Origin of the sequence: Catellatospora methionotrophica (assembly GCF_011297335.1) — a bacterium.
Lineage (GTDB): Bacteria > Actinomycetota > Actinomycetes > Mycobacteriales > Micromonosporaceae > Catellatospora > Catellatospora methionotrophica.
The window spans coordinates 231,968-245,947 of record NZ_JAAOTJ010000004.1 but is presented as its reverse complement, the minus strand read 5'-3'; the positions used below and the strand labels follow the sequence as shown (position 1 = coordinate 245,947).

13 protein-coding genes and 3 tRNA genes are annotated in these 13,980 nt (G+C 64.8%); 14 read left to right on the top strand and 2 right to left on the bottom strand.

What is annotated here, in order from left to right:
* The first annotated feature begins 58 nt into the window (after positions 1-58).
* From HAV40_RS13790 to HAV40_RS13750, 9 genes are all read left to right on the top strand, one after another.
* Positions 59-874, top strand: a complete 816-nt coding sequence (locus HAV40_RS13790) for a polysaccharide deacetylase family protein (RefSeq protein WP_166381357.1) — start codon at positions 59-61, stop codon at positions 872-874.
* A gap of 129 nt (positions 875-1,003) precedes the next feature.
* A tRNA-Glu gene (locus tag HAV40_RS13785) sits at positions 1,004-1,076 on the top strand.
* A 49-nt stretch (positions 1,077-1,125) separates the two neighbouring features.
* Positions 1,126-1,202: transfer RNA gene (locus tag HAV40_RS13780), tRNA-Asp, on the top strand.
* A 27-nt stretch (positions 1,203-1,229) separates the two neighbouring features.
* A tRNA-Phe gene (locus HAV40_RS13775) sits at positions 1,230-1,306 on the top strand.
* Between the two features lie 268 nt (positions 1,307-1,574).
* Positions 1,575-2,570 (top strand): hypothetical protein, encoded by a 996-nt coding sequence (locus HAV40_RS13770; protein WP_166381356.1) that lies wholly within the window; start codon positions 1,575-1,577, stop codon positions 2,568-2,570.
* 687 nt (positions 2,571-3,257) lie between these two features.
* Positions 3,258-3,926 carry a hypothetical protein gene (locus HAV40_RS13765; protein ID WP_166381355.1) on the top strand — a complete coding sequence of 223 codons (669 nt, stop codon included), beginning with the start codon at positions 3,258-3,260 and terminating at the stop codon, positions 3,924-3,926.
* A 466-nt stretch (positions 3,927-4,392) separates the two neighbouring features.
* On the top strand, positions 4,393-5,163 hold the full coding sequence (locus tag HAV40_RS13760; protein WP_166381354.1) for a DUF3800 domain-containing protein: 771 nt from the start codon (positions 4,393-4,395) through the stop codon (positions 5,161-5,163).
* Between the two features lie 792 nt (positions 5,164-5,955).
* Positions 5,956-6,558, top strand: a complete 603-nt coding sequence (locus HAV40_RS13755) for a hypothetical protein (RefSeq protein WP_166381353.1) — start codon at positions 5,956-5,958, stop codon at positions 6,556-6,558.
* Complete coding sequence (locus HAV40_RS13750) at positions 6,500-7,693, top strand: helix-turn-helix domain-containing protein (RefSeq protein WP_166381352.1); 1,194 nt, start codon at positions 6,500-6,502, stop codon at positions 7,691-7,693. Before HAV40_RS13755 ends, HAV40_RS13750 begins: the two co-directional genes overlap by 59 nt.
* A 948-nt stretch (positions 7,694-8,641) precedes the next feature.
* On the opposite strand, the gene HAV40_RS13745 is transcribed toward HAV40_RS13750, so the two are convergent.
* Positions 8,642-9,244, bottom strand: coding sequence for a GNAT family N-acetyltransferase (locus HAV40_RS13745; protein WP_166381351.1), 603 nt, complete (start codon positions 9,242-9,244; stop codon positions 8,642-8,644).
* Positions 9,241-10,026, bottom strand: a complete 786-nt coding sequence (locus HAV40_RS13740) for a GntR family transcriptional regulator (RefSeq protein ID WP_166381350.1) — start codon at positions 10,024-10,026, stop codon at positions 9,241-9,243. Before HAV40_RS13740 ends, HAV40_RS13745 begins: the two co-directional genes overlap by 4 nt.
* Before the next feature lie 158 nt (positions 10,027-10,184).
* Here HAV40_RS13740 and HAV40_RS13735 point away from each other — a divergent pair, with 158 nt between their 5' ends.
* The 5 genes from HAV40_RS13735 (at position 10,185) to HAV40_RS13715 (ending at position 13,957) form a co-directional block, all read left to right on the top strand.
* Entirely contained in the window at positions 10,185-10,571 is a 387-nt protein-coding gene (locus tag HAV40_RS13735) for a plasmid replication, integration and excision activator (RefSeq protein ID WP_166381349.1), read from the top strand.
* Positions 10,572-10,660: 89 nt separating this feature from the next.
* The gene (locus tag HAV40_RS13730; RefSeq protein WP_166381348.1) at positions 10,661-11,059 is read left to right on the top strand and encodes a hypothetical protein; all 399 of its coding nucleotides are present in this window, start codon (positions 10,661-10,663) and stop codon (positions 11,057-11,059) included.
* The gene (locus tag HAV40_RS13725; RefSeq protein ID WP_166381347.1) at positions 11,059-12,264 is read left to right on the top strand and encodes an FtsK/SpoIIIE domain-containing protein; all 1,206 of its coding nucleotides are present in this window, start codon (positions 11,059-11,061) and stop codon (positions 12,262-12,264) included. The genes HAV40_RS13730 and HAV40_RS13725 overlap by 1 nt, the downstream gene beginning before the upstream one ends.
* Positions 12,265-12,266: 2 nt before the next feature.
* Positions 12,267-13,181, top strand: coding sequence for a hypothetical protein (locus HAV40_RS38870; protein WP_166381346.1), 915 nt, complete (start codon positions 12,267-12,269; stop codon positions 13,179-13,181).
* Complete coding sequence (locus tag HAV40_RS13715; protein ID WP_166381345.1) at positions 13,178-13,957, top strand: DNA cytosine methyltransferase; 780 nt, start codon at positions 13,178-13,180, stop codon at positions 13,955-13,957. Before HAV40_RS38870 ends, HAV40_RS13715 begins: the two co-directional genes overlap by 4 nt.
* Positions 13,958-13,980 lie beyond the last annotated feature (23 nt).

Sequence of the window (13,980 nt, the reverse complement as noted above, 5' to 3'; positions counted from 1 at the left end):
GAGCGTGACTGTGGCACCCTGAGGTCTCCACGGGGGTGGACCGACCTGGGGAGCGGCGATGGAGCTGCGGCGCGCCCACGGCCTCGTCGTCGTGGTGACCGGTTTCACACTCTTGGCGGCAACGGGCTGCGGCGGCGGATCACCCACCGCCGCACCGTCACCGTCCAACTCACCCTCGGCCTCGCCGTCACCCTCGCCGAGCCCGTCGCCCAGTCCCAGCCCGTCGGCGAGCCCCACTCCCAGCAAGACGCCGACCACCCGGCCCACCACCGAGAAGTCATACGTCCTCCAGCGCACCAGCGGCTCGTCCGGCGTAGCGCTGACGTTCGACGACGGCCCGCACCCGACCTGGACCCCCCGCGTTCTCGACGCGCTGCGCGCCAGGGGCGTCAAGGCCACCTTCTGCCTGGTCGGCACCCAGGTCAAGGGACACCCGGACCTGGTCCGGCGGATCGTCGCCGACGGGCACACCCTGTGCAACCACAGCTGGAACCACGAGTTCAAGCTCGGCACCTACTCCGATGCCAAGATCAGCTCGAACATGCGGGCCACCAACAACGCCATCCACGAAGCCGTGCCCGGCGTCCCGATCCGCTACTTCCGGCACCCGGGCGGCAACTGGACAGCGGCCGCCGTACGCGTCGCCCGCAGCCTCGGCATGAGCCCCCTGCACTGGACCGTCGACCCGCAGGACTGGCGCCGCCCCGCCGCCTCCACCATCTCCAGCCGGGTCGTCAAGGGCACCCGCGCCGGGGGTGTCGTGCTGCTCCACGACGCCGGCGGAGACCGCGCCCAGACCCTGGCCGCACTGCCCAGCATCATCTCCGGCCTGCGCGCGAAGTACCGCCTGATCCGGCTCCCCGACACGCTGTGACCCCGATTTGGCGGAACGGTGGCTGGTCACATATGCTTTCCGAGCCTCCGGCGGGGCCGGATGGGAGCAACAGCCAGCATCACGGGCAGCTGCAAGCTTTGAGCAGCTGTGTGCGATGATGGTTCGGCCGCCCTCATCGTCTAGCGGCCTAGGACGCCGCCCTTTCAAGGCGGTAGCACGGGTTCGAATCCCGTTGGGGGCACGGACGGAGACCTGATAAGGTCTCCGGAGCAAGGAAGAGCAAGTAGCAAGGTCCTGTGGAGCAGTTGGAGTGCTCGCCGCCCTGTCAAGGCGGAGGTCGCGGGTTCAAGTCCCGTCAGGACCGCCAATGTTCGACCATCCCCCGGATGGTTTCGGCCAGGTAGCTCAGTTGGTACGAGCGTCCGACTGAAAATCGGAAGGTCGGCGGTTCGACCCCGCCCCTGGCCACCAAAGCTCTTCGCCGGGCTTTGTCGCCCCGAACTGCGGAAACGCAGGTTCGGGGCTTTTTCGCATCATGGTTCGGCCACCACGATCGAGTGACCGTGACGTACCGCACTCCCCCCTCGATCGCCGGGGCTAATCGCACGCAGATCGCACGCAAGATCACAGCCGAGGACCACCCGAACCCTGCTGCGCCGGAGCGCCACATCACGGTTCTCGGACCGGCCTTCAACACCGCTCCGTATGACTCCCTGACCGCCATGCCAAGCTTGCCCACATGCAGCCGATCGACGACCTGGGCAAGACACTCGATGCGGAATACGCCGTCGAGGCAGACGGCGATCATCTTGCAGTCATTCTCGAAAGTAGGAGCGGGAGAGCCGCCGGCCGGGGCGAGCGCAACACGGACTACCGCGCCGCGCTCGACCTTCTGCTAAGGCGGCTCAAGGAACTCGGCGCCGTAGTCGAAGCTGCGGTCGTCGACTCGCTGATCACCCAGCGCAGGCAGCTCTCAGAGGCCGATCGCGCGCTGCTGGCCGCCCCGGTCCGGCTATCGGACGTGCCCGACGTCGCCGCGCTGCGCCTGCGGCTCACGAATCGACAGAAGACCGTTGGTCAGGCACCGGATGCACGCCACGCCGGAAACAGCACCAAGCGGACGCGGCTGCGACTCACAGTTCCCGGGTACGGCATCGACGATGCTGACCGCCTCGCCGCCGATTTGGCGACCGGCCTGATCCCTCAGCCGGACGTGGCCGCACAGGACGAGTCGGCAGCAGTCGACCTGCTCGCTGCCCTGGGCGTTCTTACCGAGATCGTCGAGGCCGAGAAGAGCCACGTAACCTCAGCGACCTACGAGCGCGCGGCGGCCACCGTGGTCGTTCTCCGTGCCGAGGCTGCCCTGGTCAGCCGCTACCGCCACAGCATCTCGGGCTCCGGTGACCACCGCCTACGGTCGGCGGTCGGCCACACCGATCTCTACCTGAGCAGAGAGGGCGAGATCATCGAAGCTAAGAGCGGGGCCAGCCATCGATACGTTCGCGATGCGCTCGGCCAGCTCCTGGACTACGCCGTCAACGTGACGGTTCCCGTACACCGGCTCACCGCCCTCTTCCCGGCGGCGCCTGCCGCCTGCGACATCAGGCTTCTACACGCCTACGGTGTCGACTGCCTCCACTGGGATGGGGACGAGAGCTTCATCAGACACCCGGCGCCGGACGCGGTACGCGACGCGATGCAGCACTTGTGGCGTGCCACCGTCATGAAGGGCTAGGCCGAGCCGGAGAGATCGATCTACGCTCTCAAACACCAGGCGGTGGGCACTCTCTTGAGAGCACCCACCGCCTCATGCAGCCGGGAAGGAATGGCGCCACAGTCGGTACCCGGAGAGGACTGCCTCGTGCGGTCGTACCTGCCTTGGTGCCGGCCCGCCTCTGTCGCTGGTGAGGAACACCACCGGCACCGCCGTTCCTGGCCTGACCTGAACCATCAAGGCCGGTAAGCGAGGACACGTCCCCTCGCCGCGCGATCTTCCCGCTTCGGGCTAGACGAAGACTACCACCAAGTGATGGACAACAGCCGCGCTTACAAGCCCCGCCAGGGTACGGTTGCGCGGGGGTAACCTACACCTACACACGTAGTCACCCCTACGTTAGTGCAGGGGTATCACCCCCCCTACCTCCGGGCACTATAGGATGACTATTTAATGACGCTAGATGACACACAAGAGCAGGCCGCCCCTACGCAAGCGACGTCAGATGACGCGAAACCGCTCAGGGAGGCCCGTACACCTTCCGCACGGGCCATGGCGGTCGCCGGTCAGGTCGCTCAGCGCAACAACGGCCGGAACATGCCCCTGCGACGGTCTTTCTCCGAACGACCCGACAACTCAGGCGAGCTGACGCCCTTAGCGCGGATGCTTCGCGGGGGCCGCGGTGGCTCGGTACGGCTAAGGCTGTATATGTCCTACCTGTGGCTCGGGGCAGCGCCGCCACACTCGTTGGCGTATCCCGCACGCGCGTGGGCCGAGTTGCTCGATCTAGAAGACCCCAGCAACTCTGGCGCGCGGCGGGTCGCCGACGCGGTGCGATGGCTGGAGAAGAACGGCTTCATCGAAGTCGAGAACCGTGCCGGCACTCCGAATGTGGTTCATCTACTAAGTGACGATGGACGCGGCAAGCCCTACGAGCTTCCAGGCGCGGCGTATAACAGGCTCAGCCAGAAGGGCTCACCTGCGGCACGACGACACCGCTACATCCAACTGCCGCCGGAACTCTGGACGTCGGGCTGGATGGCCGTACTCAGTGCCTCCGCCCTGGCCATGCTGATCATCCTTTACACGCACACTGGCACCAAGGACCCGGAGGGCGAGGAACTTTGGATCGCACCTGACTACGCCACACAGACCTACGTTCTGGCGGAGGAGACTCGCACGAGAGGCCTGCGGGAGCTTCAGCTGGCCGGGATCATCACCGTTCGCCGCCGCGAACTCGTCGCCAACGACAGTTTCGACTTCAGAAGATTCCGCAACGTCTACCGCTTGCAGCCCTCAGCTCTCCGCCTGCCAGCCTTCATTCCCGCAACGAGTCGACGTATCCAAGCACTGACAACCCAGGACCTCGACGACTAGGCCGCCACAGGCTGTTCTGTCCTAGATCTGTCTAATCGAATACTCATCGCGTTTCTGATATGCCACTGCATCCACGATGTTCACTCAATCGTCTTACGCTGGCAAAACACAGAGAATCTAGTTAATTCCCTCGATGTATATCGCCGGAAGGCGCAACGGAACGCGGCCGAACCACACCCATGGAGGCAGCTCGGGACGCGCCACCCTGTGGATAAGTGTCCCCTGTGGACAATCACCTCTTGGCGCGATCATTGCTGTGACCTGGCAAAATACCAACGGGCTGCGCTGCGAAACGTGAAACGTCACACGGACTTGAGCACAAGTGGCTCAACATGCTGCTGTCCATGTCGCGTCGGGACGATAAAGTGGATGGCAAGTGCTGCAGGTGTGGCACCGCGCATGGTGGACCTCAGACGCAGACGCCCCCGCCTTCGGTCCATGCGCATAGACGAAGGTGCAGGCGACGTTGAACGCGCGAAAGCTGTTGTTGGGCTACGTGGACGAAACCGGAGACCGAGGTATCAAGGCGCAGTCGTCGCCCTACTTCGGACTGGCTGGCGTGATCGTTCCGGAGGAGGACGACCCGCTTGTCCACCAGGCCATGAACAACTGCCGCACCAAGATCAATGTGCCGCGCGTTAAAGCGTTCCACTGGTCGGAGCACGCTCGCTCGTACTCGCGACGCCAGATGATCACAAGTGAGCTGCTCCAACTGACGACGCTTCGCGTCAACTATGTGCTGTTCCAGAAGGCAGCAATCCCTGCGACATCCACCTTGTACGGGAACCACGCCAAGTTCTACAACTTCGCGGCCGGCGTGATGATGGAGCGGATGCTGCACGCTGCACGAAACTGGCCCGACGGTCCGCGTGACATCGCGGTCAAGTTCGCGCACGTGAGAGGCTTCGACCACACCGACACCTTGACCTACTTTGCGATCAAGCAGGCGAGATCACGCGGTACGCGACGTGCGCCCTGGCACCTTCACCGTGGCAACGTGAAGTTCAAAGCCATCGGCGACTATGACGGTCTTCAGGCTGCGGACCAGTATGCCGGGATGCTGAAGGCGGCGATCTCTCCCGACGAGTTTGGCCAGTTCGAGGAGCACCACTTCATGCGGATCCGAGAGCAGATCCGCCGGCGCCCCGACGGGCGGTGCTGGGGGGCTGGGTTTAAAGCATTCGCACTACCTGGCGGCCTTGAGGCTTTGCCATGGTGGCCAGCTGAGGGCCTGTAAGAGTCAGGCCTCCTGGAGGCCCGGGGAGCCTCATCTAGCCAAACGCTAAAAGGGCCTGGTGACAGACCTGACTTGATCCCCGAGACCTCCAGGAGGCCTTCTCTGTTCGTAAGAGTAGCGCCTAACGCAAGGGGTTCGCCGTCGTACTTGCCCGTTTAGTCAACATATCGTGTCAGACGCGAGCAACGCCGAAACCCTGTGACCTATGTCACAGGGTAGATGTGAAGTTTCTTTTGCGCAAGACACCCACTGGCGTACTGCGATTTTACCCCAATGGACACTCTGGCAACGTCCAAGTGTTCCGGATCACCTCAGGTCGCCGGGTTAGCCCGTAAGAGGACACGACGCAGTCTGGACGTTGCCAGCACAGCATTCAGATCCTGAACTTACGGATTTATGCGGCTGGTCGGTGACGGTCGGGCGCGAGCCGCGGGTGCTGATGTCGTCAGCAACGGTCAGGGAAGGCGCCATCGTTGCCGTATTACGCTGCTGTACAGCAGTTGCACCGCGTTCCCGCCTTCAACGCTTCTGTCGGCCGCGTGTCGCTGCCGACTACCGCAAGTGCAACTACACATAGTAGTGGCACAAGATCTTTGTGCGATCGTCGCCTGTCACCCATCTGCGCTCGCCGAACACATGGCCAACTTCCTCAAATCTCACCGCAGGTGTGGTAATTTTTCGGGAAGTTGATGTGCCCAAGGAAGGCGATGACCGGTGACGGTAAGTCCCGCACAGTCTGGAAATTGGTTCGAGGAGTGCCGCGTCTCTCAGGGGGAGGCGGCGCAGAGGCGCTTGGCCGATCTCGGGCTCCGCGAGTCTTACTTCGACGCGGCTATCAGCTCGGGGCTTGACGCCGCGGCCAGGGCCACGCCGGCTCACCCCAAGATCTTCGGGGGATGGCTTCTGTGGGCGGAGACGACTGCCGGGCTCCGCACTGTGCTGCTCTCCCTCGACCGCGAATGGCAGATCGGCCAGACTCGGGGTTACGAGACCTCGTACCACCTCGGGCACAACATCGCGATCGTGGTAGTCGGTGGGGATGCCAACACCGGCGTAGTCGGATTTAAGCCTCCGAAGACGCGCCGCAAGCGGGGTCCCGTGACGGCGAAGCGCGTTAGCCGGAACATCATCGAGGGCCAGATGGCGCTCAGTCCGGATCTTGAACCGCCCGTCGACGACGAGGGCTGTGTCACCTGGTTCTTGCTTCTGAAAGAAAGGAATGGCTCGCTATACCGAGAGCTCTCGCTCCCGATGTCGATGGGCGCTGACGGAAAGATCGCTCTGTGGAGGGAGCGGATCATTCTGGAGCCGATGCAGCTCAACGGCATTTCGCTCGATGACCACCACGACGATGACAATGGCGATGAACCGCAAATCCATGTTGGACGTAAGTAGCTACAAGCCGGAGTTTAATCCCGATAAGCTCCGGCTTGCCAGAGAGCGCCGAGGGCTGACAAAGGAAGGTCTAGCCGAACTGTGCGGTGTGAGTAGGCGCGCCGTGTCGGATTGGGAGTCTGGGCGTGTAGAGGCACCTCCCGTTGAAAAAATCGGGCAAGTACTGGATTTTCCGGCGGCCTTCTTCTTTGGCGACAGCATCGATGAGGTGGCGGAGTCAGCGGTTAGTTTTCGGGCTCTGTCTAGCATGTCTGTTCGTCAAGCGAACAGGGTACTCGCCCATGCCTCCCTCATGCGTACATTCTCATCGTGGATTGACGTTCGTTACGCAACGCCTGCGGTAGACCTGCCGTCGATTGAAGAACTTACTGCATCGATCACGAACCTTGAACCATCTCCCGTCGAAGCTGCGGAATCGATGAGGGCAATGTGGGGACTCGGCGCAAGACCAATCAAGGATCTACTCGCGCTACTGGAGAGCAAAGGCGTTCGGGTATTTGGTCTACCCGGTCATGACCGAGAGGTCGACGCATTTTCCTTCTGGCATGAAGACCTGCCGCTTATATTCTTGAACACAACTAAGAGCGCCGAGCGTCTCCGCTTTGATTTGGCCCACGAGTTGGGCCATCTTTGCATGCATCGTGACATCAACACTAATCGCAATCGACAGTTTGAACTTGACGCTAACAGCTTCGCAAGCGCGTTCTTGATGCCTACGGCGGGGTTGCTGCCGCAGCTTGTTGGCCGGCCCACGCTTGAGAACGTAATGCGCCTGAAGAAGTATTGGTTGGTGTCGGCAACCGCCATGGTACGTAGGCTTAACCAGCTTGGACGGCTCAGCGATTGGCAATACCGTTCATGGATGGTGAGTCTGAGCGAGAAGGGCTTTCGTTCTAACGAGCCGGACGGAATACAACCGGAGCAATCAAGCCTCTTGAAGCAGATTTTGGGGCTTGCGCGAGAGGACGGCTGGAGTGTCGACCGGATCGCCAAAGATCTGGGATTTTCGCGTCAAGATCTGACTGAGGCACTAATGGGTCTAACTGTGCTACCTGTTACAAGCTCTACACGTGGATCCTCTGCGGGAACAATCGAGCCGCCGCCTGGCAAGCCCACGTTGTACAGAGTGAAGTGAGTGGACTTGCCGGCCGCTGATCCCCTCGGACTGGCGGGCTATGCCTAAGCACGGGGCGGGGTCCGGAGTGCCTGCCGAGGCTTCAAGATTTTTTCTGCGGAGCGTTTAGAAAAAATCTTGGAGTGGCTGGCACGGAGTGGCCCCGCCCCGTGCTTACCTATGGCGACAGGCTGAGGGGATCTTGCTGATCCCCGAGCGTCGGCCGGGGTTTGGGGCGGAGCCCCAAGGTCTACCGTTCTAGCCGCGATGATCGCGGATGCGACGGCGGCGGGAGCTGCGGTCAGTTAGTCCGGCTGACGTGCGAAGAAATGATCATAAATCAAACAATAAATGATCTTCGTCGCTATCATCATCCTGTCGACAAAAGATCATCTCTCTTCGCTGAGCGGTCATCCTTAGCTTGATCACTTCGGCACGCTCTGACGCGCGTCGTCGCTGGCCATGGCCGCAACGTCGGCCGGTCGATCACCGACCGCGTTGATCGAAGTGCTGACCTGCGGTAACTCTTGGCCTTCGGCAATGTCGATCTACTCAGTCGAGGTATGGCGTTGCTACTGGCTGCCGGGTCGGGCGCGGGCCTGGCGCGGCCGGAGGCAGAGCGCCGAGGCCCAGTGCCCGGACCCGGCGCGGCGCTTCAGCGCCGCCTTGACCTCGTAGGGAAAGTTTCGACACATGCCAATGGCATGAGTGGCCGGCTGGTCGGCGGCGTGATCGAGATGCGGTGGGAGATCGCATGGCAGAGAGTCGTTGCGGCTACTGGTCTTGGCGTCGGTGTTGCGTCGTGGTGGTGTCGGTGTGGGCTCGTAGGCTGGTGTCGTCTCGCACCGCTCAGCGTTCCCCCTTCCGCCTGTTGTGGCTCTGGGGACCCCTGGTTTGGAGAACGGTTGACGGAGCGGCCTAGCAACCAACACAAACGGGACCCCGAAGGGTCCCGTTTCTGCATGGTCCTCACACCTCGGCGTCGCTCCGCTGAACCTCCAAGGTCCGTCGCACCTGCGGCCACTCTTCGGCGATCACGCTGTAGTAGATCGAGTCACGGACGTAGCCATCACGCAGGATGCGGTGGTTGCGGAACATCCCTTCCCGCGTTGCGCCCAGGGCTTCAATGGCGCGCTGTGAGCGTTCGTTCCGGCTGTCGGTCTTGAATGCGACGCGGATCGCACCGGCTACGTCGAAGGCGTAACGCATCAGCAGGTAGGAGGCCTCGCGCGCAGCGCCGGTGCGCCACTTGCTGGGGGTTACCCATGCCCAGCCGATCTCGACGCCGCGGTGCCGCCGCTGGATGTCGATGAAGCTGATGCTGCCGATCACCGCACCTGTTTGACGTTCGACAATGGCGTAGGGCACGCGCACGCCCTGGTCCTGCTCCTCAAGCGCCTCCGCGATGAGCGATGCGACCGCGTTGACGTCTGGCGTGGCCTCGTCGAGGTAGGTCCAGACCTCTGCCGACCCTGCGGCTGCCGCCAAGGACTCCAGGTGCGCGACGGCGAGGGGTTCGAGCCGAATCCGCTGACCTTCGAGCGTCGATGCGGTGATCTCCATCAGGCTCATTCAGCCGACACCTCGTACACGAGCACGTGCTTGTCTCCCGCGAGAAGCTGATCGAACGCTTCCAACGGCTTTTCGTCACGGTCGTAGGCGATGCGAACGACGCGAACCACGCTCACTCCCGGATCAAGTCGCAGGATGGATGCCTCGTCTGGCGTCGGCATGCGGAAGCTCAGCTCGTCGATGAAGTATGAGATCGGTTGGCCGTGGACACGCTCCAGGACGGCCAGCACGCCTTCCTCGACGGGCGCGGCAACCGCGATGGGGGTGTCCGACACCAGGTCATGCGGGTAGTAGCTGTCACCCAGCTGGTACGGCTCCTCGTCGACCAGCATGAGACGCCGCCGGGCAAGGACGGCGCTTCCTTCCGGCACACCGAGCCATTTCGCGACCTCTGCCGTCGCCGGCTCGGGCTGCACCGCTCGGATGACCTGTCGGCCTATCCGGCCCTGCATCGCGATCTCTGCGTTGAACGTGGCCGCATGGTTGGCCGCCCGGCGCGCGCGGCGGTCCTGGTCCATCGCCATGACTCGGATCGGCCTCGACTTGCGGACATAGGTGCCCTGTCCCTGGCCTGAGCCAACTAGACCCTGAGACTTCAGCGCGGACAGCGCCAACCGCACGGTCGTGCGGGAGGCGTTGAACTTGTCGGCCAGGTCGCGCTCTGCGGGTAGCCGTTCTCCAGGCGAGAACTCCCCACGCTGGATCGCGTCGCGAAGCGTGTTGGCGAGAGTCACATGAAGCGGCACTGGCGTTTCCGCTGGCTGGCTCGGTGTGGTGCTCATGGCGGTTCTCCAAGTGTTGCCGTTCCGAGGTTCCTCGAAGCTTACCGGGTTTTGGTACGGACCAAGCCTTGTGGTACCTACCAATGTGATATAGCCTTGGTAGGTACCAAGTGGGCGGCCCAATTGGGAGGCCCAAGCCAATCGAACGGAGTGGGCAGATGCTGAAGGGTCCGATCGCAGTCCGGTTCGAGCAGGTGTTCCCGTTCGGGGCGTACCTGAACTCGGATGTCGAGCCGGTGTTCGAGTTCGAGAACGGCAAGCGCGGTTCGCAGAAGAAGCACCCGGTGACGGGGGAGCTGCTGTGGGAGGTGACCGTGATCGACGGTGACCGGTCGCTCAAGGGCGCGCAGACGGTCGCGAAGGTCAAGCTCGCGGCGGCGTACCAGCCGGTTCCGCCGAACGCTGTCACGGGTTCGCCGTTCACGCCGGTGGAGTTCACCGAGATGACCGCGACGCCGTACATCTCCGACAACGGTGGCCGGGCGCGTCTGGCCTGGTCGTACATGGCCCGTGACATGGTCGCCGCCGATGCGGCCAACTCCTGATCTTCACACGCCACGCGGGACCGGTCTCCTCCGCCAAGATTCGCCCGGTCCCGCGTGCTGACTCCTCACCTCGAAAGGGGAGGTTCGTCATGTCCACGCTACCCAACCCCGCGCCCGATCACGCTGCAGACTCGTCGGCGCTCGTGTCGTCCCTCGCGGCACCCGCGATCCTGGCGTCGCGGTCGCTGTTCACGGCCGGGTTCACCGATGAGCTGCGGGTCGCGACGCTGATCGAGGTCGCCGGCGCTGCCGCCGCGATGGCCCGTCAGATCGCCCTGGCCGGTCACGTCGACCTGCGGTCGGTGATGCTCCAGGTGACTACCCCGGTCGACGCCCGCGCGGTGCTCGGCCGTGGCTCGTGGCTGCCGACGATGGTCCGCCCGGTCCCGGTCCCCGCCCGCCCCACCGAGATCCGGCCCGCCCCCACGTGGCCTGCCGACAACGACACTCAGCTCGACCTGCTGACCGCGATCGGCGGTGATCGGTGATGTTCGGCGGTGCCCGCATCGAAATGATCAAGTGCCTGTGCGGTGCGTGGGTCCACCCGCGCGACTACCACCGCTCGTGGTGCCTGTGCCGTCCGTGCGCGCAGTTCGCGAAGTTCCGCCTGGATGAGATCGAGCCGCTGTGGCCGCAGCTCATGACCGCGTGCAAGCTCACGATCCGGCACTACGGCACGCTCTACACCCCGCGCATCGTCGGGATCTACTCCCGTGATGGCCTGGACGTGCTCACCATCGCGGTCGTGCCCGGTCAGACCCGCGCGGACTACGCCCGCCACATCTCCCGCATGGCCGAGACATTCGGGGTACGCCGGGTCACGGTCCGCGCCGGGCTCAAGCCGGGTCTGGTGGTGCTGCACCTGCACCAGGGCGACCCCCTGTCCGCGGTCGTCAAGCCGCTGCCGGTGCCGATGGTCCCCGACTTCACCGCTCTGCCGATGGGCCGCCGCGAGTCCGGCCAGACGTGGACCCTGCGGCTGCACGGCGGGCACTGCCTGGTCGTCGGCGCGTCCGATGCCGGGAAGGGCTCGTTCGTCCAGTCGTTCATGCGCTCGGTCGCCGGCGGCATCGCCGCGGGCACGGTCCGGGTGGTCGGGTTCGACCCCAAGGGCGGCATGGAGATGGCCGGCGTCGCGCCGCTGCTGGCCCGGTTCCTGTGCGATGGTGCCGCAGAGATGGCCGACGCCCTGGAGGAAGAGGTCACGGTGCTCAACGAGCGCACCGTCGCGCTGCGCGGCCGGACCCGTCAGCACGTCGCCACGGTCGAGGAGCCCAAGCGCATCATCCTCATCGACGAGCTGGCGACGCTGACCGCCTACGGCGACAAGAAGACCACCGACCGGGTCAAGGCCGCACTGGCGCTGATCCTGACCAAGGGCCGCGCCGCCGGTATCCACGTCGTGGCCCTGGTCCAGGACGGCCGCAAGGAGGTCGTACCGCTGCGCAACCTGTTCGCGATCCGGGTCGGGCTGCGCATGGTCGAGCCCGCCGAGGTGGACCTGGTGCTGGGCGAGAACGCCCGAGACCGCGGCGCGCTGTGCGACCTCATCCCGAGGTCCATGCCGGGGGTCGGCTACGTGGTCGACGGCGACGCCGACCCCGAACGCATCCGCATCGGCTACCCGACCGACGCCGACATAGACGCCCTCGTCGCCGAGTACACGCCCGCCTACGCCGGACAGGAGCACTGACCATGAACACCGACACCCGTGGTCGTGGCTGGTCGCGCTTCGGCGCGCTGCTGGGCGGCGTCATCTCCGTGGCCGCCAACGTCGCCCACTCCTACATCCCTCCGGCCGGTGCCCCCGCCGACTGGCAGCCGATGCCCGGTGCGGTCGTCGGCTCGATCGTCTGGCCCGTGATCCTGTTCGTGGCGATCGAAATCCTTGTCCGCGTCGCCTGGCCGGTCGGCCGACAGTGGGCCGTGCTGCGCTTCGGCGGCATGATCCCCGTCGCCCTCGTCGCCGGCGTCGTGTCCTACCGGCACCTGTCGTCCCTGCTGACCTACTACGGCGAGGACCGCCTGGTCTCCGCACTCGGCCCCCTCGCCATCGACGGCCTCATGATCATGGCCACCGGGGCGCTACTGGTCATCGGCCACCGCACCTCCACCACGACCGCCACGGACACCAACCCCACGACCCAGGACGCCCCGGACGTCCGTCCCCGTCCCCGTCCCCAGGACGTCCCCGCGCCGTCCCCGGCGTCCCTGCCCGTCCCGGACGAACGCCCCCAGCCCGTCCCGGCCGTCCCGGAAACGCCCCCGGCCGTCCCGGTCGTCCAGGACCGTCCTGAGCCAGTCCCCGCCGTCCCCGCAGCCGTGGTGCGGGCTATCGCGCCGGTCATGACGAACGTGCCCGCCTTGGGTGGCCGAGTCTCCGACTGGCCAGCGCCGCCGCTGCCGGCAGATCTGCTCGACCGCGCCCGCGCCGCGGCTGCCGAGCACGAGCAGGCCAACGGTCGGCCGATCACACGCGATGAGCTGCGGGCGGTGCTGCGGGTCAGCAACGACACCACCGGCCAGATCATGCGCGCCCTGGGCCTAACCGCCCCGCGCACCTCGATCGCGTCGGTCAACGGCACGCCGCTACCGGAGGCGGCCCGATGAACGCGCCTCGCTCCACTGCGGTGGACCTGTTCGCCGGGATCGGCGGGTTCAGCCTCGGCCTGACGCGCGCCGGATTCCAGATCACGCACCAGGTCGAGATCAACCAGTTCTGCCAGTCCGTCCTGTCCCGCCACTTCCCGGAGGTGATCCGCCATGACGACGTCAACACGTTCCCGCAGGCGTGGACCGGCACCGGACATGCTTCCCCTGTCCTGGTCTGTGCCGGTGCCCCCTGCCAGCCCTTCTCCGTCGAGGGCAAGCGACGCGGCGTCAGGGATGAGCGGTGGCTGTGGCCGGCTGTCGTCGACACCCTTCGCGTTCTTCGACCGCGCTACTTCCTGCTGGAGAACGTCGCAGCTCTGCTTGCCGACCGAGACGCCTTCGGGATCATCCTCGGTGACCTGGCCGCGCTCGGGTTCGATGCGGAGTGGTCGGTGCTATCAGCGGCAGAGTTCGGCGCGCCGCACCCGCGTGAACGGCTCTTCCTCGTGGCCCACCCCGAGAGCGTCGATGGGAGCCCACGGAATCTGCTGGAAACGGGCCGAGACAGGCGCGCACCGCTCGCAGCTGGAGGACTTCCTGGCCTGGCAGCACATCACCGCAGGCGGGCAGCGGATGACTGGCTGGAACGTCAACCCTCAGTGGCTCGACTGGCTCATGGGATTCCCCACCAACTGGACCGGCTCCACGCCCTCGGCAACGCCGTCGTCCCACAGCTCATCGAGCACATCGGCCGACTGATCCTCGCCGATCACGCGGCCGTTCTCACCTCCTGACGGCGCTTCACCCCAACCTCCGC

What these genes read in the sequence shown, in the direction of transcription:
- HAV40_RS13790 (WP_166381357.1), top strand. Translation starts at nt 59, where the DNA reads ATGGAGCTGCGGCGCGCCCACGGCCTCGTCGTCGTGGTGACCGGTTTC.
- HAV40_RS13770 (WP_166381356.1), top strand. Translation starts at nt 1,575, where the DNA reads ATGCAGCCGATCGACGACCTGGGCAAGACACTCGATGCGGAATACGCC.
- HAV40_RS13765 (WP_166381355.1), top strand. Translation starts at nt 3,258, where the DNA reads ATGTCCTACCTGTGGCTCGGGGCAGCGCCGCCACACTCGTTGGCGTAT.
- HAV40_RS13750 (WP_166381352.1), top strand. Translation starts at nt 6,500, where the DNA reads ATGACCACCACGACGATGACAATGGCGATGAACCGCAAATCCATGTTG.
- HAV40_RS13745 (WP_166381351.1), bottom strand. Translation starts at nt 9,244, where the DNA reads ATGAGCCTGATGGAGATCACCGCATCGACGCTCGAAGGTCAGCGGATT.
- HAV40_RS13740 (WP_166381350.1), bottom strand. Translation starts at nt 10,026, where the DNA reads ATGAGCACCACACCGAGCCAGCCAGCGGAAACGCCAGTGCCGCTTCAT.
- HAV40_RS13735 (WP_166381349.1), top strand. Translation starts at nt 10,185, where the DNA reads ATGCTGAAGGGTCCGATCGCAGTCCGGTTCGAGCAGGTGTTCCCGTTC.
- HAV40_RS13730 (WP_166381348.1), top strand. Translation starts at nt 10,661, where the DNA reads ATGTCCACGCTACCCAACCCCGCGCCCGATCACGCTGCAGACTCGTCG.
- HAV40_RS13725 (WP_166381347.1), top strand. Translation starts at nt 11,059, where the DNA reads ATGTTCGGCGGTGCCCGCATCGAAATGATCAAGTGCCTGTGCGGTGCG.
- HAV40_RS38870 (WP_166381346.1), top strand. Translation starts at nt 12,267, where the DNA reads ATGAACACCGACACCCGTGGTCGTGGCTGGTCGCGCTTCGGCGCGCTG.
- HAV40_RS13715 (WP_166381345.1), top strand. Translation starts at nt 13,178, where the DNA reads ATGAACGCGCCTCGCTCCACTGCGGTGGACCTGTTCGCCGGGATCGGC.